Consider the following 24115-nt stretch of genomic DNA (forward strand, 5'->3'; position numbering starts at 1 on the left):
AAAAGTTATGTATTCGCTTTCAATTTTAGCACAATAAGCTAATCAATTGGGTCATACCAGAAAAAACACCTTCAAAAATTTTTGTATTTAAATACAAAAAAACTGCCTTACGGCAGTTTTATTTAATTTATTCCATTGGAAAAATCTTATCTGGATTCAAAACATAATTTGGATCAAAAACATGCTTGATCTTTCTCAAAAGTTCAGTGTAATCATGACCATAGAAATCCTCAAACCAATCTTTGCGGGCATAACCAATACCATGCTCGCCAGACATATTTCCATCCAAAGCTTTAGCTGTCTTATAAAGTTCGGTAATCACATAATGACTCTTTTGCTCAAACTCTTCGTCACTCATTGCATCTGAGCAAAGATAAATATGTAAATTACCATCGCCGGCATGACCAAAGTTAGGAATTCGCATACCAACCTCTTGTTCCAATTCATCAACTCTATGCAAAACATCAGGAATATGATTAATTGGCACACAAATATCAACTTCATCCATCTTTGGCGTAGACTTTTGAATAGCCAAAAGCAATGCTTCCCGACAAGTCCAAATCTTCTTTGCTTCCTCTGAATTAGCATCTAAAATTACCGCATCAGCTGCTTTAAACTTCTTCGTTGCTGCAAGGGCAAGCTTTAATTCCGCATCCAATTCCTCTTTAGTTAAAGAATCAAGCCCTAGAATAATGAAGCCATCGCCATTTGCAATCGGGAATTTTTCATCGTAATACTTTTCCCAGAGACTAATGACCTTTCTACCCATGAATTCAACAGTAGTTGGCACTACACCTGAAGCTAAAATTGCTGGCACTGATTTAATCGCATCATCCAAAGTAGGAAACGGAATAATTGCATTGATCGATTGTTTAGGACGTGGATATAAACGCATGGTAACTTCAGTTACTACACCTAAAGTCCCTTCTGAGCCAATGATCAGGTCTTTTAACGAATAACCTGATGAGGACTTAACTGCCTTAGCGCCAAATTTATAGAGCTTACCATCGGTTAAAACAACCTTCAATTCGCGGATATGTTCTCGAGTAACGCCATATTTAATTGCTTTCAACCCACCGGCGTTAGTATCCACATTACCACCAATTGTAGCCCAATGCATTGCTGGAGCTGGCATATAAGTAAATGGTTTATTGGCTAAATATTCTTCAATATCTTTCAACCGAATACCTGCTTGCACAGTCATCGTTAGACTTTCTGGCTCGTATTCCAAAACCTTATTCATTTTCACCATATCCAGTGAAATGCCACCTTCAACGGTTAAATTGCCACCCATTAGACCAGTCGAATTACCACGCGGAACGATAGGAATATGATGATCACTTGCATATTTAACAACGTTTTCGACTTCTTCATTAGTTTCAGGTTGAATTACCAAGTCAGGCATTGCTCTAACCGTCTTAAATTGGTCATGATCCCAATGAACAGTTGGCTTAGTAATGAATCGCTCTGGATCTGAGATAAATTTACTCAAATTATCTATATCTGTTGCAGTTAATTTTTTAAAGTCCATCTTTGACACTTCTTTCCAAATTGAAACATCCTATATTAACTAATGTATCCGCTTTTGTAAGCGGTGTCAAAAACAAGAACTGAAGATTTTTTTATCTAAAAAAGCAAATTTCCATACTACCTCACTTTAAAATGCGATAGTATCGAGTTTCATTTAAATAACTATTACACAAAATATGAAAATAAAAAAACTGCCTTACGACAGTTTCTAGTTAAATAAATCCGACATCTTAGTTGGAATATTATTGTTTTTCACAAAATACTTTTTAAAAGTAGGTAAATCTGCATTTTCTTTTTTCACATACATATCATGTAAAGCCCAAAATGCAGTGATTAACAAATTAACACCCAAGACAATTAACATACCGATTAAAATATATACTAAGTAAAGCATTGATCTATCCCCCGCTATATCGTCACTTGACCCAGAGTCGCATCTTCAATGAAGTATCTGACGAAAGCTTGATTGAAGCTCATGCCCTGGCCGTTGTAAACATGCCACTCTTCGCGTTTGGCACCTACAGTTCTAATGATTGAAATTACTGTGCAAATTACCAAATATGCGATTAGCACGTTAAAAATTATTTTCATTACCAGCATGTTTACACGTCCTTTCTGTACTACTTAACTAATACACTAATATTTATTAGTCAATTTGTCAACATCTTTTAGTATTTACTTTTTTCTCCCCAAGTATAAAAAGCCATAGATAGCTGGTCCGATCACTACCGCCCCAGCTATAGAAACTATAATCACTGCAATAAAGCGAGGCATAGCAAAAAATTCCGAGCTAAATTTCATACAGGCCCAGGCCCCAAAGAAAAAAATCGCCCAGCCAATTAAAATTGAAATTAGCATATTTAAACCTGAAAATTTAGGTTTAGAGTTTTTATTGTTCATCAAGTTTTCTCTTTCATAAAAATATTGTGCCACAAATTGAAGGTCAATAAACAAAAGTGACAGATTCGGTCGTTTTTTAGACTTATTTGGTAAAAAATAAGGGAGATTAAGCAAAATATGGCGCTTAATCTCCCTTTTGAATCAATAATTATTTGCCCATAAGACCTGAAAAAGCCATTCCTAAGGCAGCACCACCACATGCACCTGCTTTAGCTGATACGGGACGAGCATCACTAGTAATTGCATAATGAAACTTCATCACATCATGTGACAATTTACCCTGCCAGCTTAATGGATCAAGACCAACTCGAATTAAGTTGCAGACATAATTAGCTGATTCACCATTTTCTAACTCATGCTTTGCATCAAGTAGGATTTTTCTTTCTTCTGGCTTAGTATCTTCATTTACTAGTAGGTCAGTAATATTACTTAATAGCCATTGTTTTAAATCATCTTTATTTTCTTGATACATTTTTATCCCTCTTTTTCGACTTTTTCATTAATATCAGGATGCATCCCTACAACCATTTTAGAATCTTTCATGTTCTTCATCGATTCATTTATTTTAATAAAAAACTCTGCAAGTAGCAGAGCTTTTTACCTCATTGCAGAGTTACTTATACATATACTTAGCACATGCTTTTTTAGAATCCATACCATTACGAATCTTCAAAGCTAATTCAATCGATACATCCGCAATAATTGATTGTGGGTCAATCACATTGTAAGGATGATCTGGTGCCTTTTCCTGAGCTAACGACAATTCTGTACATCCCAGCAAGATTACGTTGCAGCCATAATCATCATGCATTTTTTGCAAGATCTGGTGGTACAATTTACCATCAACCATTCCCTTTTCTTTAATATCGGAATAAATGAGCTTATTAACCATCGGTTGAATTTCCGGACCACCTAATTCTGCCTCACGGTGAACCGCATGAATTTCATCCACATACAAATGATCATAGATTGACCCTTCAGTCGCAATCAAGCCAATTTTCTTTTCTTGTGGGTATTTTTCAATAAATTGATGCACTGCTATTCTCATCATATGTAAAAATGGAATATCAGTCAATGCAGCCAAATCATCATAAAAATAGTGAGCGGTATTGCATGGCATCACATAGAAGTCTGGTCCCAATTTGGCTTGGCCCAGCACATCGTCACGTAAATCATAGAAAAAGTTTGGTTTAGTATGATCTTTAATATAAGCCGTTCTATCAGGAATTTGTGCATCATTAACCAAAATATAATTTAAATAATCTTGGTCCTTAGCTATTTTTACACGGTGATTAATTAAACGAACGTAGCTTTCTGTGGCAATAGTTCCCATGCCGCCAATAATACTAAAGAAGTGTTTCACTATTTTCACTTACTTTCTAAAGTGTTCTTCTTGACCTTCCAACTCATTAATTACCTGCTGTGCAACCACAATATCAGATGGATATGGGGTATTTACTCCGCGAATCTTTTGGAAAGCGTCAGCCCCCTTACCACAGATTAGCACAACATCATCTGGCGTAGCCATGGCAATCGCATCATGAATGGCCTTCTTACGATCTAACTCAATAGTAACGTCGCACTTAGAGTGATCTATTCCTGAATCAATTTCTTCGGCAATACTCTTTGGATCTTCAAAGCCGGGATCGTCTGTAGTTAAAAATGCTTTATCTGCGTATGCAGTCAAACTTTCACTAAAACCGGGACGACGTGACACGCCTTTATCACCAGGAGCTCCAACAACAACAATAATTTTAGGATCGTTGAATTCGTTACGCATAAATCTCATTAAAGCCATCATTGAGGCCTTATTATGAGCGTAGTCAACTACAACCATGCCGTGCTTCTTTGTTCTCTCGGTTTGCATCCGGCCTGGAATAGTAACATCGCGAATACCCTTCGCACATTGATCATGGTTAAGTCCAGCCAAGCCTGCTCCAATAATTGCGGCAGTACCATTTGACTCGTTGAAATCACCCAGCATCTTTAAAGTATAATCACCATTAATTGGCAATTTACGTGCCTTATCACTAGCACAAACTAAATTGAACCGAGTTTCTTTCATATCTAATTGTTCAGAAGAGAATCTGAAATCAATTGGCTGCTTCAAGTCTGGATTTTCAAAATTATCGCGGGCAAACAAATAAATACTATCGGGGTTGGTAGTAGTTGTTGCGGCAGCGTAGACTTCATCAAAGTGTGCAGTTTCAGCGTTGATAATACATTTACGTGAGTTAACAAGCAATTGTAATTTGCAGTGCAAATAATCTGCAAAATTAGGGTGTTCGTTAGGACCAATATGGTCTGGACTAATATTCAGGAAAAAGCCTAAATCATAAGTTAAACCGAAGACACGATTTTTCTTATATGCTTGACTAGAAACTTCCATTACCAAGTGAGTCATGCCATTATCAACAGCCGTTCTCATGTCTCGGAATAAGTCCAAACTCTCTGGTGTGGTCAAGCTTGACTTAAAGCTATCTTCAGGCTTAGGACCGACCACATCATTAACTGAAGAAATCAGAGCTGTCTTACCACCATTTGCTTGATCAAGCATCCCTTTCAAAAAGTATGCTGATGTAGTCTTTCCCTTTGTACCAGTGAAAGCTACAACAAACAAGTCATCTTGTGGAAAACGGAAGAAAGCAGCTGACAAAAGAGCCATTGCCTTAGAAACATCGCGCACAATTAAAGCGTGCATTCCTTTTCCTTCTGGATATGGTTGTTCAGCTACATAACAAATGGCCCCATTGTCTTTAGCCATTGACAAATAAGTTGGTCTAAAGCCTGCTCCCTTGCAGAAGAACAATGTATTAGTTTGAATATCGCGTGAGTCATAAGACACATAGTCCATTTTAGTAGCTACTGTATCTTGCACTGCGCTTGACTTGAGCAAGTGATGCTCTTTTAAGATTAATATACAGGTATTTAAGGAAATACTCATTAGCTTTTCTCCTCGTTGTATTTAAAACATTTCAGTCAAAATTATAACACAGCTAGTGTGTTGGTGACGCTTTCTTCGGATCAAGTGGCAAACGAATAATAAAACTAGTCCACTTTTCGTTTGATTCACAGCGAATTGTACCATGGTGTAAATCAACCACACCTTTGGTGATAGATAATCCCAGACCAGTTCCGCCAGTTTTGGTATTTCGCGAAGTTTCTACCCGGTAAAAACGCTCAAAGATTTTATTTAATGATTTCTTCGGAATTGGTGCCCCATTATTTTCAACGCGCAACTCTACTTCACGTTTGTTGACCAAATTGGCTACCAATTTAATTTTAGTTGCCCCTGTACCATACTTGAAAGCATTAGAAATCAAATTATTGTAAACGCGGACCAGCTTTTCCGCATCAGCCTTAATCGTTAGATTCTTTGGCCGCGCTTCAATCTCTATTTCAATGCCATTTTTTTCTGCTTCTAATTCAAAGCCGGCCGCTACCTGCTCCAACATTGAATAAATATGCAAATCATTCAGATTTAACTTAGTATTGGTCGACTTTAAAGTAGTATATTCAAACAGATCGTTAGCCAGTGCTTTCATTTGTTCTGCCTTAGTATAGGCAATATTGACATACTTTTTCTGATCTTCTGGCGAAGTCACTCCTGCTTTTAACAAACCAAGATAACCAATAATTGATGTTAGCGGCGTTCTGATATCGTGCGAAACATTAGTGATCAATTCATCCTTAGATTGCTCAATTGCCCGTTCTTCATTAATCGAATTTACAGTACTATCAACCAACGAATTAATCGAATCCACTACTCGTTGCAATTCTGGTCGTACCCGAAAATTAATCCGATGATCAAAATGACCATTAGCAATATAGTGAAGTTCCAAAATAATGTGACGTAGCTGCATTTGGTGATAGCGTCGAATCAAGCGCCAGTACAAAACAACCAAGTCGCCCACTCCCATTAAGACGATGAATACGTTTTGCCAGGACCAGAGATGATAGCCACCTGCAAAAGTGATCGTCTTTTTTAGAAAGTAGATTCCGTTGACCAGGCTTTCATCCTGCAAAATAGCTAAGTGAATCAGAATGATAATTGATAAATTTAATAAAAGCAGAAGGACGACCGTTACGACCCCTTCTGCAAACAATTCGCTCTTTTCGGCGCCAGTTAGCTTGACGCGTTCTTTTTTCATCTTATGCCTCGACCTTGTAACCTACGCCCCAAACAGTTTGGATGACATCCTCACCATCAGTGGCTTTTTGAATTTTATCACGAAGGTGTGACACGTGTACCATGACAGTTTTAGCTGAAACAATTGATTCTTGTTGCCAAACACGTTCAAAGATTTCATCAGCTGAAAAAACACGGTTAGAGTGACTAGCAAGTAAGTATAAGATGCCGAATTCTAAGGCAGTTAATTGGATAGTCTTACCATCAATAGTCTTAACTTCATGTGAATCACGGTTAATTACCAATGGTCCTACTTCCAAAATATCTGGTTTTTCATTCTTAACTTGCTTTTGACTTCTTCTCAAAAGTGAACGTACACGAGCCATTACTTCAAGTGGATTGAATGGCTTAGAAACATAGTCATCGGCACCAGTGATTAATCCTTGAATCTTGTCCATATCACCGGTTTTAGCAGAAACAATAATAATTGGAATATCGGAGTCTTTTCTAACTTCCTTAATTACATCGATTCCTGACATATTTGGCATCATCACATCCAAAATCATCAAAACGATATCTGGCGTAGTGGTCAATTTAGTAATTGCTTCCTTGCCGCTGTAAGCTGCGACAGGTTCATAGCCTTCATTTTTAAGATAGATGCTTAATAGTTCTACGATTTCTTTGTCATCATCAACAACTAAAATTTTCACGAGGAATGTTCCCCCTTCTTGTTTATTATTCTCTGTTTTTCTATCTACAGTTTAGCAGATATCATATAGAATATTTTACACATTTTAGAAAAATATACTGCTTTCATTATCCTTTTTAAACAAAAGCTAAAAAAATACACGTTTCACCATCATGAAAAACGTGTATTCATTCTATTTACTTTACCTTATCATCATGCAATTTAGTTTCGACATAAACGCAGACGATAAATAGCAGCTGCCTTGTTTAACGCTTATTGAATTTCCTTCTTGCCAGTGTAGAGTTCATAGTAGTAACCCTTTTGCTTGATTAATTCATCATGGTTACCATGTTCAATAATATGACCATGATCAAGTACCAAGATTAAATCTGAGTTAACAATCGTTGACAGACGGTGAGCAATAACAAAACTAGTTCTACCAGTAAGCAAGTTGTCCATCCCGGCTTGAACCATTTTTTCAGTTCGAGTATCAATACTTGAGGTAGCTTCATCAAGAATCATTACTGGCTCATCAGCAATCATTGCCCGCGCAATTGACAACAGCTGTATTTGCCCTTGTGAAAGGTCGCCGCCATCACCATCAATCACAGTTTCATAACCGTGATCAAGGTCATGGATAAATTCATCTGCGTGTGATAACTTGGCTGCTTGATAAACATCGTCATCACTGGCATCTGGATTACCAAAGCGGATATTGTCCATAATTGTGCCAGTAAAGAGATGGGTTTCCTGTAAAACAATTGAAAGTGATTTTCTCAAATCATCTTTTTTAATGTTTTTAATTGGAATACCGTCATAAGTAATCGTTCCTGAATCAATATCGTAGAAACGGTTAAGCATGTTAGAGATGGTTGTCTTACCTGCACCGGTTTCACCAACTAAAGCTACCTTCATTCCCGGTTTGGCATTAATGGAAATGTCATGCAAGATCTGATGATCTGGTACGTAGCTAAAGTTAACATGATCAAAAATAATATGACCACGTACTTGAACCTTCTTGGTTGAGCCATCTTTTTGTGGTACATTCCAGTACCACTTACTGCCGACTTCATCGTTTTTCTTAGAAAGAGTAACTGTACCTTGGTCAGCTTCTGACTTTTGATCTTCCAAGTTGAAAATTCTTTCTGCACCAGCTAAAGCCATTACAATAGAGTTTAATTGTTGCGAAATTTGGGCAATTGGCATACTGAATTGCTTAGATAACTGTAAGAATGAACCAATGGCACCAAGTGAAAGCGGAGCCCAACTATTAATTGCAGCAGCACCACCAACAAAGGCGATCAAAACGTAAAGCAAGTTACCCATGTTACCCATAATTGGGAATAAAATTGTAGCGTAAGTGTTAGCCTTACCTGAGGCTTGACGCAACTCATCATTATATTTGTCAAAGCCTTCCTTAGATTGTGGCTCATGGCTGAAGACCTTGATGACCTTCAAACCATTAAGCATTTCTTCATTATAACCATTGATTTGGCCCAGCTTCTTTTGTTGGACTTGGAAGAAGTGACTTGATCTAACCGTTAAGTAGCGCACAATTCCAAATGATAAAGCAAAGATAATGAAGGAGAAGACCGTCAATTGCCAACTAAGTGAGAACATAGCGACAACCACGAATAACAAACTCAAAGCTGAGTTAGTAAACTGTGGAATTGACTGTGAAATCATCTGCATCAAGGTATCAATATCGTTAGTATAACGCGACATGATATCGCCAAATTCATTTTGGTCAAAGTATGAAATTGGCAAGCTTTCCATGTGGGTAAACATTTCGTTACGAACACGGTATTGGACCTTTTGTGCCAAAACACCCATTAACATGTTAAAGAGGTAGTTGGATAAAAAGCCAATAGCATAGATCCCAAACATTACCGCAATTGCAGTAGCTAGAGGGCCATAGTTAGGAACTTTTTCTTTAGTTAAAGGCACAATATAATTATTGATCAAACGTTCAATGAATAACGAGCCAATAACGTTGCTGGCAGCTGCTAGTACAATAGTGATCATGGAAACGATGAGCATCCATGGACTCGTACTATTAACCAGTTTCAATAGGCGCAATAATATTTTGGTTCTGCTACCCTTTGTTTGATTTTTACTTTTTTCCATTGCTTGATCCAAATTGCTCACCTACTTTCCTTGTTCTTCCTGGAATTTAGCGATTGAACTATAAAGTTCGTTAGTCTTCATCAATTCATCGTGGGTTCCAATAGCTTGAATTTGACCATGATCCATGACGATAATCCGATCAGCATCCTTAATTGAAACAATTCTTTGTGAAATAATGATTTTAGTAGTTTCTGGCATATCTTTAGCCAAAGACGTTCTAATTTGTCGTTCAGTACTGGTATCAACAGCTGAGGTGGAGTCATCTAAGATCAAGATCTTCGGATTCTTAAGCAAGGCTCTGGCAATAGTAATTCTTTGCTTTTGCCCACCAGAAACGTTGTTACCGCCTTGTTCCACCATTGTGTCATAACCATCTGGCATTTCACGAATAAAACCATCAGCATGGGCGATTTTAGCAGCGGCAACAACTTGTTCATCGGTTGCATTTTCGTTACCCCACTTGAGGTTATCCTTAATCGTTCCTGTGAACAGCACATTCTTTTGTAAAACCATCGCAACGTTATCACGCAAGGTCTTCAAGTCATATGACTTAACGTTGTGTCCTGCAACCCGAACGGCACCAGAAGTAACATCATAGAGACGCGGAATCATTGAAACCAAGGTTGACTTCGATGAACCTGTTTCACCAATAATCCCGATTGTTTCACCTGGCCTAATGTGCAAATTGATATCTTTTAAAGCATCAGCCTTGTCCGCAGGTTCGTACTTAAAACTAACGTGATCAAAGATAATTTCACCATTGGTCAAACGTTTCAATGGCTTCTTAGGATCTTCAATTGTTGGTTCTTCCGTAATCACTGAAGCAATACGACGACCACTGGCGCCTGAAATAACCAATTGCGTAGTAATCATGGCTAAAATGTTTAAACTAAACAAAACTGAGTTTGAATAAGTAAACATTGAAATTAATTGACCAGTTTGTAAACTACCGCCAACCACTTCTTTTGCACCGAACCAGCAGATTGACAGCGTTGAAATATTCAAAACAGCTGCAACTACTAATGCGTTCAAAGACATAATCTTTTGTGCAGTCGCAAATAACTTGTAAATAAAACCTGATGACTTCTTGAATTCTTTAATCTGCGGTTGTTCTTGGACGTAAGTCTTAACTTCACGAATACCACGTACATTTTCACGCACAACTTGGTTCATTCGGTCATACCCTCTAAAAATCTTAGGGAAGTATGGATAAGCTGTTTTAATAATCAAGCCCAAAGCAATTGCAAAAACCGGTCCTAAAACTGCAAAGATTAATGATAAACGCGGACTAATAATAATTGACATAATAATTGAAACGATGAACATCATTGGTGCTCTAACAGCAATTCTGATGATCATTTGATATGCCATTTGCACGTTGTTAACGTCAGTAGTCAAACGTGTAACTAAACTGGCACTTGAAAAGTGATCAATATTTTCAAAAGAATAGTCCTGCATATGGTAGAACATATCTTGGCGCAAGTTGGCTGCAAAGCCAGCGGCAGCATGCGCTGAAACATAACTAGCACCTGCACCCAAAGCTAGTGAAATAATGGTTAATACTAAGAGCAGTATTCCCATTTTGCTAATGTAGGACATATCCCCCTTCATAATTCCGTTGTCGATCAAAATACCGACCAAATATGGGATCAGCATTTCAATGATAACTTCACCAATAACAAACATTGGTGAGAGCAAAGACAATTTTTTATATTGCCTAATTGATTTGCTCAATGTTTTGATCATAGAGACCCACCCTTCTATTCATTTCTTTTAATCTCGCAAATAAAAAGATAAATGGATCATCTCCATTTATCTTTTTTATCTATATTAAGTTTAAGTATGTGCTTATTTTTACGGAAATTCAATTAACATGCTTGCAAAACAGGTAAATTATTTATGTTGTTGTGGCCTTGGTGCAAATGCGGAACCAATAATATTGTAGTGCTTTCTGAATAAATAACGTACACCATAAGCAACTACCGCAATAGCCACATCAATTGGTCCTGGCAAAACAGGGTTAATAGGACGTAATAATGGAGTTGCCAAAACGGTCAATACAACAAGCATAATTACCACAACAACTACTCCACCTAGAATCAGTTTAACCCATGAAGGTCGTTTTCCTGCCTGTGGTACCAGTAAGTCATTGTACTTGACCATTACTATACCCATTAAAATACCAATACTTGCTAAAGTTAACACGCCCCACTGTGCGTTGTAAGCTTGTTTGCCACTTTCAAATGAAGCCATTACCCCAAAGATGGCAAAAAACAGTGCTGAATAAAGCAAACTACCATCAACCATCAATTGCCAAGTTGGTGTAGCCACTGGCTTTTTCTTAGGATGAAGCATTTGTTCAGCCTTAATTGCTGGTGAAGCCAGGTAAAGCCCATTGGCTGGTTGTCCATGACGTTGGGCAATAATGATTTCACTGAGCAAGCCATTAGTCATTGCAACCGCATCAGCGCGTGACATTGAGCCTTGTTTTTGTAATTCTTTTTCCAAGCGGAAAACATAATCCCTATTCTTATTACTCAATTTTTCACGCAAAGTTTTTGGATCTTCCTGCTTAATTTTTTCATCTTGAGTGTCAAGCTCGGTTTGCTTCTTTAATTTAGCTTGTTTTTCAGTGTTAATTTTGGTTTGATCTTGTTCTTTCTTTGTCTCTTCAGCCATTCTTACTCCTAGACATTAAATCTAAATTCAATAATATCGCCGTCTTGAACCTCGTAGTCCTTGCCTTCAAGACGCAGCTTACCAGCTTCTTTAACCTTTTGCATAGTTTCAAGCTTGTCTAAATCATCAAATGAAACAACTTCAGCCCGAATAAAACCACGCTCAAAGTCTGAGTGAATAACACCAGCAACTTGTGGAGCTTTCATCCCCTTGTGGAAAGTCCAGGCACGGGTTTCAGGACCACCAGCGGTAAAGAAAGTTCTAAGGCCTAAAATATGATATGCAGCACGAATCAACCGATCCAAACCTGATTCTTCTACGCCTTCCATCTCAAGGAATTCTTTCTTTTCATCATCAGCCATACCAGCGATTTCTTCTTCAGTTGCAGCAGAAATACCTAAGCATTCTGCACCTTCGCTTTCGGCATGCTTCTTAACAATTTGGTAATACTTGTCGCTTTCTGGATCAGCCATTGAGTCTTCAGCAATGTTAGCAACGTAGATAACTGGCTTGGAAGTTAACAAGAACAAGCCCTTAACAATCTTTTGTTCATCTTCATTAAAGTCAATTGAACGGGCAGCATTACCTTCTTCAAGTACTGGCTGCAATTTATTCAAAACAGCCATTTCAGCCTTGGCTTCCTTATCGCCTTGTTGAGCAACCTTCTTTACCTTATTGATTCTGCGGTTAACAGCATCGAGGTCCGCAATAGCAAGTTCCAAGTTAATAGTATTAATATCTTCTTCTGGATCAACCTTACCAGTAACTGAGGTAATATTGTCATCATCAAAGGCACGAACAACGTGAACGATGGCATCAGTTTGACGGATGTTTTCAAGGAACTTGTTACCAAGACCTTCACCTTTTGAAGCACCCTTAACCAATCCAGCAATATCGGTAAATTCAAAAGTTGTGTGCACAATCTTCTTAGCAGGAATCAATTCTTGAATTCTTGCCAAACGCTTGTCAGGAACTTCAACCATTCCGACATTTGGTTCAATGGTGGCAAATGGATAGTTAGCCATTTCGGCACCAGCCTTAGTAATCGCATTAAACAAAGTTGACTTACCAACGTTTGGTAAACCAACAATACCAGCAGTTAATGACATTTGTTGTCCTCTTTTTCTAAAATCAATTTTTTATTTTTACTTACTTGTCTATTTTATCCAAAATTTGGCCGAGCGATACGATCTTTTGGCACATATTGCTCTTTTTTTGCATTAACCGGATCATTCGCCTTAGTTAATAGCTTTTTTAGCTTCCGGTTAAACTCGCTGCGCGGCATCATGACTATGTGCCCACAACCCATACATTTTAATTTGATATCAGCACCCATGCGCAGGATTTCCCAATCATTAGTCTGACAAGCATGAGGCTTTTTCATTTGAACTGTATCAGCCAAATTATAAACAATTTCTTTAGCCATCTAAATCAACACCTAACAAATCAAGAATGCGGTTCAATTCATCAGTTGAAGCAAAATCAATTGACAAATGTCCTTTTCCTTTTTGTGTTTCTGAAATATTGACGCTAGAGCCAAACTTATTAGCCAATTGGCTTTCGCTAGCCCGGATAAAGGCCGATTTCTTGACGGTCTTTTTGCTGCGAGGTTTTTTAGCGTTCAATTCACTGACTACCGCTTCAACCTTACGCACCGGCATCCCTTCCTTGACTACTCGCTTAGCCAGCGCATCAATCTTTTCCTTATCTTTCAAACTTAAAAGCGTTCTAGCTTGTCCCATCGACAGTTCACCATGTTGGAGTAAACGCTTAGTCTTGCTAGGTAAAGTGAGCAAACGCAAATAATTAGCAATATATGGTCGCGACTTGCCCATCCGCTTCGAAACTTCTTCTTGCGTTAAGCCAAGATTCTTCTGCAGCATTTCATAAGCTTGCGCCTCTTCAAGTGGAGTTAAATCTTCACGCTGCAAGTTTTCTAGAACTGCCACTTCCATCATTTGGCTTTCGCTAAACTTGCGAATAATTGCTGGAATAGTCTTCTTCTTAGCCAATTTAGAAGCACGGAAACGACGCTCACCAGCAATGATCTCATATCCATTAACTGATTCGCGCACGATAATTGGCTGGAAAACACCATTTTCCTTAATAGAATCCGACAGTTCTTTTAAGCTCTTATCATCAAATCTTTTTCTAGGCTGATAAGGATTCGGCCGAATATCGCCCAAATCGAGTTCTTGGACTTCTTCTGCCTCTTGAACTTGAGGCTCATCCTCAAATAAGGCTTCAAGACCACGACCTAGGCCGCCCTTTTTTCTTGGCTCTTTACTTCTTGAGTCTCTTGTCATGAGCTTTTAACACCTCTTTTGCTAAATCATCATATACCTTGGCACCACGAGATTTTGGTGCATATTCTGTAATTGGCTGACCATAACTTGGGGCCTCAGCTAATTTAGTAATTCGAGGAATGATGGTCTTATAAACTTTCTTGCTAAAGTAGGACTGCACTTCTTTAACCACTTCAGCACCCAAGTTAGTTCTGGCATCAAGCATTGTTAACAAAACGCCTTCTACGCCAAGATCTTTATTAAAATGCTTTTGGACTAAACGAATTGTGTTCAAAAGTTGGCTAAGTCCTTCCATAGCATAATATTCACTCTGAACTGGAATCAAAATTGAATCAGATGCAGTAAAAGCATTAATTGAAAGTTGCCCTAATGATGGCGGACAGTCAATAAAGACAAAATCATATTGATCGCTAATTGCATCTAAAGCTGACTTTAAGCGTGTCTCCCGAGCCATCATTGAAATTAATTCCGTTTCAGCACCGGACAAGTTGATTGTGGCTGGAACCATATCTAGCTTTGGCGTTGAAGTATGGTGAATAGTATCTTGAATAGGAATTTCGTCAATCAAAACATTGTAAATGTCCTGGTCAATCTCTGATTTTTCAATTCCTAAACCAGAGGTAGCGTTACCTTGTGGATCAATATCCACAATTAAAACGCGATAACCACGGTCGGCAATTGAGGCTGCTAAATTGATGGTCGTAGTGGTTTTACCTACGCCACCTTTTTGGTTTGCAACCGAAATTACATTTACCATATTGTTCATCCTTCCCTATTACTTCCTTTTCAATTCAATTGTGATCTTATAATCATCCGGATCTTTATTTTCTGTTACTTTGACTTTAATTCCTGAGTCTTCGGCTAACTTAACCGCCTTCTTAATGGTGTTAATTTGTACCTTTAAGTCTTTAGGAACTCGGCTAACGACCCGCTTAGCTTCTTTTTTAGCCTTAGGCTTAGGGTTAAAGTAAGCATCCACATCTTGCACAATCTCTTCAGTTTGTTTAACGTTTAAGCCTTTTGCTTCAATTTCTGTCAAAACGCGATCTTGATCTGCATTACTTAAGCCGATCATTGCACGACCATGACGAGCGGTAATTTTGCCAGCAATCAAAGCTTGCTGCACATTATCATCCAGCTTCAATAAGCGCAATTTGTTAGCCACATAAGATTGAGACTTACCCATATTTTTAGCCAAAGCAGTTTGAGTCAAATCATTCAATTCCATTAAATTAGTATAAGCTTTTGCCTCATCAATTGGATTTAAGTCTTCACGCTGTAAGTTCTCAATCAAAGCTAATGAAGCAGCTTGATCATCACTCATATTCTTGACGATCGCAGGAATAGTCTGCCAGCTCAAGCTTTTAGCTGCACGATAACGCCTTTCACCTGCAATAATCTCATATTGCTCGTCATCGCCACCTTCACGAACTACGATAGGTTGGAGCAAGCCATCCTTATCAAGTGTTTCAGCTAATTCTTTAATTGAATCATCAGAAAATTCACGCCGTGGTTGATAGCGGTTAGGAACAATCTTGCTCAATTCAAGATCTTGAACCTGTTTATTCTTAGGAATTTCATCATCATGATGCATAAAAGAAAATAATGACATAATATACCCCTTTCTGTTTAATGAATCGGTTTGCGCCGCGGGGTGCCTGCTTGACGTGGATACTTTTTAGGTGTTGCTTTGACTTTTTGAACTAAGATTAGAGTTCGTTCTTCTTCGCTCTCAGGTAGAGTCAATTCTTCTTCCTTAATCAGCTTACCGCCCAGCAATTCAAGAGCTTTTTGACCATCATCCAATTCATCTTCGGCTTTTGGTCCCTTGAGGGCAATAAAGTAACCATCTTTTTTCACCAAAGGCAAGCAATATTCACTCAAAACACTCATCCGCGCAACCGCACGAGCAGTAACGAGATCGAACTTTTCTCGATAAAGCTTATTTTGACCAACGTCTTCAGCGCGGCCATGAACTAATTCGACGTCTTTCAAGTCTAACTTAGTAATTAAGTTCTTTAAAAAAGTCAATCGTTTTGCCAAAGAATCAACAATAGTAATCTTCAATTCTGGCTGCAAAATCTTGAGCGGAATTGATGGAAAACCAGCACCAGCACCAACATCACAAAGAGTAGCACCATCTTTAAAAACATCGCCAAAAGTAAACAGCGGCGTAATACTGTCATAAAAGTGCTTAAGGTAAACCTCATCTTCTTCGGTAATTCGTGTCAAATTGACATTCTCATTAACTTCGATCAAATAATTAAAATATATTTTAAATTGTTCAATTTGTTGGTCAGTTAATTTAAAATTGTGTTTTGATAGTTCTAAAATAAATTTTTCAGGATTCATTTTTCACCCGTGAAACCGTGTTTCACACCTCTAAATTTAACGCAAAATGCATTGATTAGTAAAGATATTTCATCTTATCAATTATGAAGTATTTTTACTCAATCGTCAAAGTTTTGCCGCCCGCAAAATAGGGTATAATAAGGCGCAAAGGAGTTAAAAATATGATTGTTACTTTAATTGTTTTAGCTTACTTAGCATATAAAACATATTTAGGCTATAAAACAGGCTTTACACGCTATATCATCGGTTTAATCTGTTCCGCCATTGTCTTTATGGTTGCCATTTTCATGCAAAATCCATTCGGTAATTGGCTATACACACAATACACTGGAGAAATGATTAAGACTAACTCCACTAACAACGTGGAATTAATGATTGCACGCTTTGTCGCTTTCTTTATTGTTTTCTTCGTGGGCAAAATGATCATGAAGATTGTCAAAAGCTGGATTCCTAACAAAAATCCACATGCGACTAACTTAGGCAGTATTCTCGACAATGTCTTGGGTGCTCTAGCCTCCCTAATTGCTAGTTATTTTGTTGTTTATGTAGTTTTGTCCATGTTCAATGCACTACAAAATCCATGGTTTATGCAGCAAACAATTGATTCTAGCTTTTTGAGGTTTATCATTTACAACACACCGGGACTTTCAAACGGTGTCTTCAATAATATCTTTAATATTGGCAAAACTGTGGGATAAAATATATCAAAAAAGATCTGCTTGTATCATACCGAGCAGATCTTTCTTGATATGTTTTAACTAAGTTAATACTACATTTATGAACAAACATTCGATATACTTATTAGCGCAGGAAGTTTTATGAACGGCGGCTGTTTTTCCCCGGAGGTGAGGCCTATGGGCTACATTGATGAAAGGGTTCCAGCCATGTCGGTTTACGAGAGTATCTCCTTGATGCTTTTGTTCGGTACATTTTTGTTGGCTTTGCTGACATATATTGACCACCACAAAAAATAAAAAACGCTGCTCAAACATACTTTGGCCAGTTATTGAGTAGCGTTTAACGTAAAATTTAACATTTGAAGCCGCCGCTCTTAAAGCGGGCTGCTTGGAGTCCCTAGGACTCCTTTTTCTTTAGTTATTATAGCATATTTCACTAATCATCGAAATTATCATATTCAATATGTTCATCATTATAAACAAAGATTGCACCAATTCGATCAGGGTTATCATGCCAACCCTTTAGTGGCTTGCCAGCAAAGAATAATCGCTTACATTCAATTTCTGCTTCAACCGATGTTTTGGTAAAAGTAGTCACACCAGCTAAATCAGTATTTACAGGATACCCGGTTCTAGGATCAATCAAATGGTGATACTTTTTACCGTTAACTACTAAGTATCGCTCATATGTCCCACTAGTAACGGCTGAGCATTCAGGCACCATAACTGACGTAATATTGTCGCCTCGCGGCTGTTTAGGATCTTGCACACCAATTGACCACTGGCCACTAATTCTTTTAGGCGAATCACCAACTAACAAGATATTACCGCCCAGATTAATAATTCCTGCTTCAACGCCATATGCACGCCACAAGTCACGAATTCGGTCGGCAATCCAGCCCTTAGCAATTCCACCTAGGTCCAGCTCCATGCCCTTCATTTTAAGAAAAACAGATTGGTCACTGTCATTTAAAACCACCTTAAATGGGTCAGTTAACAGCATTCTATCTTTAATTTCTTCATCTTTAGGAACATGTGCGCCTTTAAAACCGATATGCCAAAGCTTAACAACTGGTCCAATCAGAGCATTAAAGCCAAAATTCTCACGGCTCTTTTCTACTGCCAATTTAACCAAACCATACACAGCACTAGAGACCTGTACCGGATGTTCTCCAGCAGCATGATTGATATCCATTACTTCAGATTCATCTCGATTAACGGTAAAAATATCTTCGTAATGATCAATTAAATCAAATGATTTTTGTAATAGATCACGATTTTGAGTACCAAAAATCTGCAATGTAATTGAAGTTCCTAAAGCATGATGATCACCAACCACCTGCTCTAATGCTAAATCTTTAATCATAATTATTTCTCTTCCAAATATAAATCACGCAACGCCTCACGTAGTTCTGTCGTTACGCCAATTTTTTCTTGTAAAAAGTTATCGAAACTACCAAAATTCTGCTCAATAGCGATTAATGAAGTATCCAAAAAAGCATCAGAAACTGAACCTAAAATTCGCATATTAGCGCGAAAACAAAGATTCTCGCCCTCTTCTTGCATTTTTTTATCTCTTTTGGCCCGATAGTTATTAAGCATATAATTTGAGTACAAATAGTCCTGTCTAATTGTTTCCATATCTACGCCAAGCAAATATAACAAGACTACAGTTACCAATCCAGTTCTGTCTTTTCCTTCTGAACAATGATAAAGTACAGCACCTTTTTCAGTATTGGCCAACAGCTCTAAAATTTTATTCAAGCTATGTTGAGCGTGTTCTTTCAATACATGTGACTTGTAACGCTCACACATCATTCTAAAGCCAGCATACTGATCTTGACGATAAGTTGCGAATACTTGGGTTAAGTCTTTCTTACCGCCTTTGGTGTTGTCATCAACAGAAATTGGAATACAGAAATGCTCTACGCCAGTGATTTTGCTGTCTGGACAATGGTCACATTCAGTTGGTGAACGCAAATCAATAATCTTAGTCAAGCCATAATTGAGCAAAAACTCTTGATCATATCTCGTTATGTTGCTAATCTTGCCCGTTCTTAATAACCGATGCATCTTGACCTTACGTCCCTGATAGCCAACATATCCCCCTAAATCACGCGGATTACAAACTTTTTCTAATGGCAAAATATTTGGTTTCATTAATTTCATCTCTTTATTAAGTATTTTGATAAAAAATCCGGATAGTGTCCCTATCCGGTAATTTTACTATCACGTGGCAAGTCACGCAAAATTATTTGTTAGCTTGTTCAACAAATTTAATAAAGTTAGCCATCATAGCATCTAGTTGCTTAATGTAATCTTCATTGGTCAAATCGCCAGTTTCTTTATCAAAATTGCTTGCAGCACCGCCAATTAAGATTTCATTGCCTGGCAAAACATTGGCACTCATGTCTGGTGAAAGCAAGATTTCACGAGCATCTTCTTGCGCACGACTAGATCCTTGAATACCGTATGAAGTACCAACAACTGCAGCCGGCTTCATCTTCATCACATTAGGACCAGCATGTGAACCTAACCATTCAAGCGCACTCTTTAAGGCAGCTGGAATTGAGTGATCATATTCTGGTGTAGCCAAAATTACACCATCCGCATTCTTAACATCCTCGATCCACTTCTTAGTAACATCATCTGGCTCATCAGTTCTACAGAAAGGCTTAAGTTGATCGATTTCTTTAACTTCAATATCAGCTTGCTCACCATAACGCTTAGCAATAAATTTTGCTAAAAAACGATTGAAAGAAAATGGAGCGTTTGTACCAACAATTGCTAAAATTTTCATTTAAATAAGCCCCCTACTTAGTAAGTTGTGCATACCAATCATCAACTTCATCAAAGAAGTGATTCAAAAACTTAAGTGTACCTGCATCGGTCAAGTCGCCTTTATCATCAAATTGTTTTGGTGCCAAACCCATCATAAATTCGTCACCAGCAAAGACATGAGCACTAAAACCAGGTGCGCCCAAAATGCTCTTCAAGCGAGTTTGCGAACGAGACGCACCTTGAGGCATTGGTGAAGTTGACACAATAACTACTGGCTTATCATGGAATGGGTGAACAGAACTAGAAAGCCATTCAAGTGCACTCTTTAAGGCACTTGAAACTGAGTGTTGCTGTTCTGGTGAAGCGATCAAAACCATATCTGCATCAGCAATTTTTTTACCTAAAGCTAATACGCTAGCAGGAGCATCAACGCCTTCTTTATACATAGGTAAGCCCTTAACAGTCGCAAAGTCAAAATCATACTTATCGCCTAAGTCCTTAATAATGACTTTAAGTAATTTTTCGTTAAATGAGTTATCGGCATTGGAGCCCGATAAAGCTAATACCTTCATAAAAACCACCTTTCAAAAATCCTCTTAGTTATCATTATAGACTAATGTAGCTTAATTTATGTCATTTTAATTTTAATAACAACAAGAAAAAACGCCTTCGATAATGAAGGCGCCCTCTACTGAATGAAAAGCACAAATGATTGGTGAAATTTCTATGCCAAGTTATCCTTAAGCGAAGCTTCTTCGTCGGCAGCAAACATTGGGTTTTCTTGAGTTTCGCTGAGACGATTGTTAAGCATAGCATCGTGGATTTGAGCATTCAACACATTGACGATTTGAGTTTGGCTGAAGCTTGCAATCTCATTAACAATCAATGCAGCCATACCTGTAGTAGAAATCCAGTTAGCAATTACGATGTCATGAATCTTTTGATCATCGTAATCAACATCAGGATATTGTTCCTTGAACTTTTCAGTTCCAAGTTCCATCAAAGTGTCAGCGATGATCTTGCTACCAAACTTGCCATCAACGAACATTGCTCTAAACAAGTTAACATGAGCTTGAGCAAAATCAATGTATGACAAATCCAAGTCAATCAAAGGTTCACCAACGTACTTTTGTTGTAAAGTATGAGTTCTCAAGTCATTAGAGATTCTTCTCAAAACTTGATTGCGAAGATCATCCATGTTGTTAAATTCTAGATACAAAGGTTGGGTTGAGAAGTGTCCTGCTTTAGCAATGCCACGAGCAGTCAAACCTTCAATACCATCCTTGATTGCCATCTTGTAGGCTGTATCTAAAATTTTGTCTTTACTAATTTCTTTTTTTCTTGCCATTTTAATGCACCTCAATCATTGTATAAAACATGTGCTTTTCAATACACTTGTTTTCTTTTCTTCATCAATATAATATATCCAAAAAAATAACAATTGCAAGTCTTATACACTAACTTATTAAAAAATATTATAATCGCTTAAATAGCGATGAGCCGTTGTCTCCTGTAAATTGATCATAATGTGAAGAAGCCATTTCAATAACTGCTTGCTTGTCCAATCCTTGTGCAGCACAAAACGAAAAGAATGCAGCAGATAAAATATAGCCGCGTTCACGATCATCTGTCAGGTTATCTGAGAACTTCATATTAATCGAATGATTTGCATAATCCGTTGTCAATTCAATCGATTTATTTTCTGGTTTACTACTCATTCTATTGCAACCTCTTTTTGTTCTAAAACAAATAAAATTAAAAATTTAAAAATTTCTATTATAATTATATTACAAAATCAAAAGAATTAGAAAGCGTGTTTTTATCAATGAAAGTTTCAGCTTGGCGCTCATCATGCACCTCAATTTTAATCGGGAAAAAGGCCTCTCTTTCTGGCAGTATCATCATCGGTCGTAATGAAGATGCTAAGACTGCTTGGCCTAAGCATTTAGCCTTTAATCCACATCGAGATAATGTACAGAAAAACCATTTTAAATCCAAAGACAATAAGTTTGAAATGGATTTACCAACAGCTAGCTACTCTTATTCTTCAACCCCAGAATGGACAGATAAGTACGGAGTATTCGAAGAAGACGGAATTAATGAATATCATGTAGCAATGAGCGCCACCGAAAGTGCCTACGCAAATGACCGCGTTTTAGCTGTTGACCCCTTTGATACTGACAAAGGAATCTTAGAAGAGGCAATGGTCACCGTAGTTTTACCTTATGTTAAATCCGCACGTGAAGGCGTTCAGCGCTTAGGAGAAATTGTAGAAAAATATGGTGCAGCAGAAGCTGACGGAATTCTCTTTGGCGATCGTGATGAAGCCTGGTACATGGAAATCGGTTCTGGCCATCATTGGGTTGCACAACGAATCCCAGATGATTCCTACGCTGTTGTCGCCAATCAACTAGCTATTCAAGAAATTGATTTTGCCAGTGACGACTTCATGTATTCTCAAGACCTGCAAAAATTTGTCTACGACAATAAACTCTGGCCTAAAAATCAGCCATTCATTTGGCGTGATATTTTTGGCACTCATGACGATAGTGACTTACACTACAACACACCACGAGTATGGAGCGGTCAACGGCTGCTTACTCCATCTGTAGCACAAGAACCCGAAAGCTTTAACCTGCCATTTATTCGCAAGCCTGATGCACCAATTTCTGCGCAAGACGCTCAACGCGTTTTAAGCGATCACTACAACAACACCGCCTATGATTTAACCAATCAGAAAAACAGAAATAATGCCACTTTCAGACCTATCTCTGTGGCTACTACTCAGGAATCACACTTGCTTGAGTTAAACGGTGAAAACATGATTCACTGGCTAGCTATGGGTGTGGCTGCGCAAAGTGTTTATGTGCCATTCTATCCTCAAGGCACTAAGGTACCAAATACCTGGAAAAATGGAAAAGAAACCTACTCACCAAATTCAGCTTACTGGGTCTTTAAACTGGCTAGCGTCCTGGTTGATCGTAATTGGGGTAAGTACGGCACTGCTTTAAGCAATACGCAAAGTACTACTAATGAAAAATTGCTTCAAATTAGACATCAGTATGATGAAAAATTAACCCAAGAAAAGGATCAAGAACAACAAATTAAATTAGTGGATGAAGCCAATGCCAAATTAGCTAAAACTGCTACTGATGCTTATAAAGAATTGATCGCTAAACTAATCACCGAACAAACTGGTGACTCACCGCTGCGTTTCCAAATGGATCCTAACTTGTAAACAAAAATGCCTCAATGAGGCATTTTTTCTTACTATTTTTTCTTAGTCATTAAGCCGTCCATCATTTCATAAATATGGTCGGCGTATTTTTCTAGCCGCGGATCATGCGTTACTAGAATAACGGCCTTGTCACGCTTTTTCGCTAAATCCTTAAACAATTGTCCTACTTCTTCCACATTTTGCGTATCTAGCGAAGCAGTCGGCTCATCGGCTAACAAAATATCTGGGTTAGCATATAAGGCCGTCGCGATTGCTACTCGCTGCTGTTGCCCACCAGATAATTCATTTGGATACTTATTAACCAGCTTTTCAATCCCTAGCTGCTTGAGTAAGCCTTGCAATTTATCTTGCGACAAATTATTTTGCTTTTTTACTTTATCAATCAAAGTAAATTGCTCTTTAACTGTCAAAAATGGAACTAAATTATAAGCTTGTAAAACAAAGCCAATTTTATTCAAGCGTAGTTCTCCACTTTGCTTAGCAGAAAAATTACTAATGTCTCGACCATTAATCAAAATTTCACCTGAAGTTGGTTTTTGCAAGGACCCGGCGATCGTCAAAAATGTACTTTTACCAGCGCCTGAAGGCCCCATAATTAAAACCACTTCACCCTTATTAGCCTGAAAATTGATATCTTTCAAAGCTGCAACTTTAGCTTCGCCTTTACCATAAACTTTATTAACATCTTTTAATTCAATTACTGCCATT

At 38.0% G+C, this 24115-nt stretch carries 27 protein-coding genes; 3 read left to right on the forward strand and 24 right to left on the reverse strand.

Translation table 11 applies throughout. From position 1 onward, the window contains the following. Positions 1 to 127: 127 nt before the first annotated feature. The 17 genes from CP367_RS05365 to rsmG form a co-directional block, all read right to left on the reverse strand. The gene (locus tag CP367_RS05365; protein ID WP_013086950.1) at positions 128 to 1531 is read right to left on the reverse strand and encodes an FAD-binding oxidoreductase; all 1404 of its coding nucleotides are present in this window, start codon (positions 1529 to 1531) and stop codon (positions 128 to 130) included. Between the two features lie 207 nt (positions 1532 to 1738). Continuing rightward, positions 1739 to 1924 (reverse strand): hypothetical protein, encoded by a 186-nt coding sequence (locus tag CP367_RS05370; protein ID WP_005720986.1) that lies wholly within the window; start codon positions 1922 to 1924, stop codon positions 1739 to 1741. 281 nt (positions 1925 to 2205) lie between these two features. Further along, positions 2206 to 2430 (reverse strand): hypothetical protein, encoded by a 225-nt coding sequence (locus tag CP367_RS05380; RefSeq protein WP_005726533.1) that lies wholly within the window; start codon positions 2428 to 2430, stop codon positions 2206 to 2208. Positions 2431 to 2578: 148 nt separating this feature from the next. Beyond that, complete coding sequence (locus CP367_RS05385; protein WP_013086951.1) at positions 2579 to 2902, reverse strand: bacteriocin immunity protein; 324 nt, start codon at positions 2900 to 2902, stop codon at positions 2579 to 2581. Between the two features lie 141 nt (positions 2903 to 3043). Next, positions 3044 to 3793, reverse strand: coding sequence for an aspartate/glutamate racemase family protein (locus tag CP367_RS05390; RefSeq protein WP_005721782.1), 750 nt, complete (start codon positions 3791 to 3793; stop codon positions 3044 to 3046). A 9-nt stretch (positions 3794 to 3802) separates the two neighbouring features. Then, the gene (locus CP367_RS05395) at positions 3803 to 5374 is read right to left on the reverse strand and encodes a UDP-N-acetylmuramoyl-L-alanyl-D-glutamate--2,6-diaminopimelate ligase (RefSeq protein WP_005720979.1); all 1572 of its coding nucleotides are present in this window, start codon (positions 5372 to 5374) and stop codon (positions 3803 to 3805) included. A 52-nt stretch (positions 5375 to 5426) separates the two neighbouring features. Next, positions 5427 to 6581 carry a cell wall metabolism sensor histidine kinase WalK gene (locus CP367_RS05400; RefSeq protein ID WP_005723778.1) on the reverse strand — a complete coding sequence of 385 codons (1155 nt, stop codon included), beginning with the start codon at positions 6579 to 6581 and terminating at the stop codon, positions 5427 to 5429. A 1-nt stretch (position 6582) separates the two neighbouring features. Next, the gene (locus tag CP367_RS05405) at positions 6583 to 7269 is read right to left on the reverse strand and encodes a response regulator transcription factor (RefSeq protein WP_089145814.1); all 687 of its coding nucleotides are present in this window, start codon (positions 7267 to 7269) and stop codon (positions 6583 to 6585) included. 251 nt (positions 7270 to 7520) lie between these two features. Next, the gene (locus CP367_RS05410; protein WP_061205199.1) at positions 7521 to 9374 is read right to left on the reverse strand and encodes an ABC transporter ATP-binding protein; all 1854 of its coding nucleotides are present in this window, start codon (positions 9372 to 9374) and stop codon (positions 7521 to 7523) included. Between the two features lie 21 nt (positions 9375 to 9395). Next, positions 9396 to 11120 carry an ABC transporter ATP-binding protein gene (locus CP367_RS05415; RefSeq protein ID WP_089145813.1) on the reverse strand — a complete coding sequence of 575 codons (1725 nt, stop codon included), beginning with the start codon at positions 11118 to 11120 and terminating at the stop codon, positions 9396 to 9398. A 147-nt stretch (positions 11121 to 11267) separates the two neighbouring features. Beyond that, positions 11268 to 12053: a DUF1129 family protein gene (locus tag CP367_RS05420; protein ID WP_089145812.1), complete on the reverse strand. Its 786-nt coding sequence runs from the start codon at positions 12051 to 12053 to the stop codon at positions 11268 to 11270. A gap of 8 nt (positions 12054 to 12061) precedes the next feature. Beyond that, positions 12062 to 13162 (reverse strand): redox-regulated ATPase YchF, encoded by a 1101-nt coding sequence (gene ychF, locus CP367_RS05425; protein ID WP_005720971.1) that lies wholly within the window; start codon positions 13160 to 13162, stop codon positions 12062 to 12064. A gap of 53 nt (positions 13163 to 13215) precedes the next feature. Further along, positions 13216 to 13479, reverse strand: a complete 264-nt coding sequence (locus tag CP367_RS05430) for a DUF951 domain-containing protein (RefSeq protein ID WP_005723772.1) — start codon at positions 13477 to 13479, stop codon at positions 13216 to 13218. After that, positions 13472 to 14359 (reverse strand): ParB/RepB/Spo0J family partition protein, encoded by an 888-nt coding sequence (locus CP367_RS05435; protein WP_089145811.1) that lies wholly within the window; start codon positions 14357 to 14359, stop codon positions 13472 to 13474. Before CP367_RS05435 ends, CP367_RS05430 begins: the two co-directional genes overlap by 8 nt. After that, a complete protein-coding gene (locus CP367_RS05440; RefSeq protein ID WP_005721788.1) occupies positions 14337 to 15116 on the reverse strand; it encodes a ParA family protein in 780 nt (259 codons plus the stop codon). Before CP367_RS05440 ends, CP367_RS05435 begins: the two co-directional genes overlap by 23 nt. 18 nt (positions 15117 to 15134) lie before the next feature. Then, a complete protein-coding gene (gene noc, locus CP367_RS05445; RefSeq protein ID WP_065990753.1) occupies positions 15135 to 15971 on the reverse strand; it encodes a nucleoid occlusion protein in 837 nt (278 codons plus the stop codon). 17 nt (positions 15972 to 15988) lie between these two features. Further along, positions 15989 to 16711, reverse strand: coding sequence for a 16S rRNA (guanine(527)-N(7))-methyltransferase RsmG (gene rsmG, locus CP367_RS05450; protein ID WP_013086963.1), 723 nt, complete (start codon positions 16709 to 16711; stop codon positions 15989 to 15991). Positions 16712 to 16872: 161 nt separating this feature from the next. On the opposite strand from rsmG, the gene CP367_RS05455 reads away from it, so the two are divergent. After that, positions 16873 to 17409, forward strand: a complete 537-nt coding sequence (locus CP367_RS05455) for a CvpA family protein (RefSeq protein WP_005720964.1) — start codon at positions 16873 to 16875, stop codon at positions 17407 to 17409. 213 nt (positions 17410 to 17622) lie between these two features. Further along, positions 17623 to 17685, forward strand: a complete 63-nt coding sequence (locus tag CP367_RS10950; RefSeq protein WP_229036319.1) for a putative holin-like toxin — start codon at positions 17623 to 17625, stop codon at positions 17683 to 17685. A 139-nt stretch (positions 17686 to 17824) separates the two neighbouring features. On the opposite strand, the gene CP367_RS05465 is transcribed toward CP367_RS10950, so the two are convergent. The 6 genes from CP367_RS05465 to CP367_RS05490 form a co-directional block, all read right to left on the reverse strand. Next, a complete protein-coding gene (locus tag CP367_RS05465) occupies positions 17825 to 18754 on the reverse strand; it encodes an FAD:protein FMN transferase (RefSeq protein ID WP_089145809.1) in 930 nt (309 codons plus the stop codon). A 2-nt stretch (positions 18755 to 18756) separates the two neighbouring features. Beyond that, on the reverse strand, positions 18757 to 19548 hold the full coding sequence (locus tag CP367_RS05470; RefSeq protein WP_068813724.1) for a tyrosine-protein phosphatase: 792 nt from the start codon (positions 19546 to 19548) through the stop codon (positions 18757 to 18759). 91 nt (positions 19549 to 19639) lie between these two features. Next, positions 19640 to 20188, reverse strand: a complete 549-nt coding sequence (locus CP367_RS05475) for an NADPH-dependent FMN reductase (protein ID WP_005720960.1) — start codon at positions 20186 to 20188, stop codon at positions 19640 to 19642. Between the two features lie 13 nt (positions 20189 to 20201). After that, positions 20202 to 20741 carry an NADPH-dependent FMN reductase gene (locus tag CP367_RS05480; protein WP_005720958.1) on the reverse strand — a complete coding sequence of 180 codons (540 nt, stop codon included), beginning with the start codon at positions 20739 to 20741 and terminating at the stop codon, positions 20202 to 20204. A 152-nt stretch (positions 20742 to 20893) separates the two neighbouring features. After that, on the reverse strand, positions 20894 to 21517 hold the full coding sequence (locus CP367_RS05485; protein WP_005720956.1) for a TetR/AcrR family transcriptional regulator: 624 nt from the start codon (positions 21515 to 21517) through the stop codon (positions 20894 to 20896). Positions 21518 to 21644: 127 nt separating this feature from the next. Next, positions 21645 to 21887 carry a hypothetical protein gene (locus CP367_RS05490; protein WP_005721791.1) on the reverse strand — a complete coding sequence of 81 codons (243 nt, stop codon included), beginning with the start codon at positions 21885 to 21887 and terminating at the stop codon, positions 21645 to 21647. Between the two features lie 107 nt (positions 21888 to 21994). Between CP367_RS05490 and CP367_RS05495 the strand changes: the two genes are divergently transcribed. After that, on the forward strand, positions 21995 to 23407 hold the full coding sequence (locus CP367_RS05495; protein ID WP_013086967.1) for a C69 family dipeptidase: 1413 nt from the start codon (positions 21995 to 21997) through the stop codon (positions 23405 to 23407). Between the two features lie 32 nt (positions 23408 to 23439). Here the strand turns inward: CP367_RS05495 and CP367_RS05500 are convergent, their stop codons facing one another. Continuing rightward, complete coding sequence (locus tag CP367_RS05500) at positions 23440 to 24114, reverse strand: ABC transporter ATP-binding protein (RefSeq protein ID WP_005721793.1); 675 nt, start codon at positions 24112 to 24114, stop codon at positions 23440 to 23442. Position 24115: the final 1 nt, after the last annotated feature.

Origin of the sequence: Lactobacillus sp. UMNPBX16 (assembly GCF_002553775.1) — a bacterium.
In the GTDB taxonomy this organism is placed as follows: domain Bacteria; phylum Bacillota; class Bacilli; order Lactobacillales; family Lactobacillaceae; genus Lactobacillus; species Lactobacillus crispatus.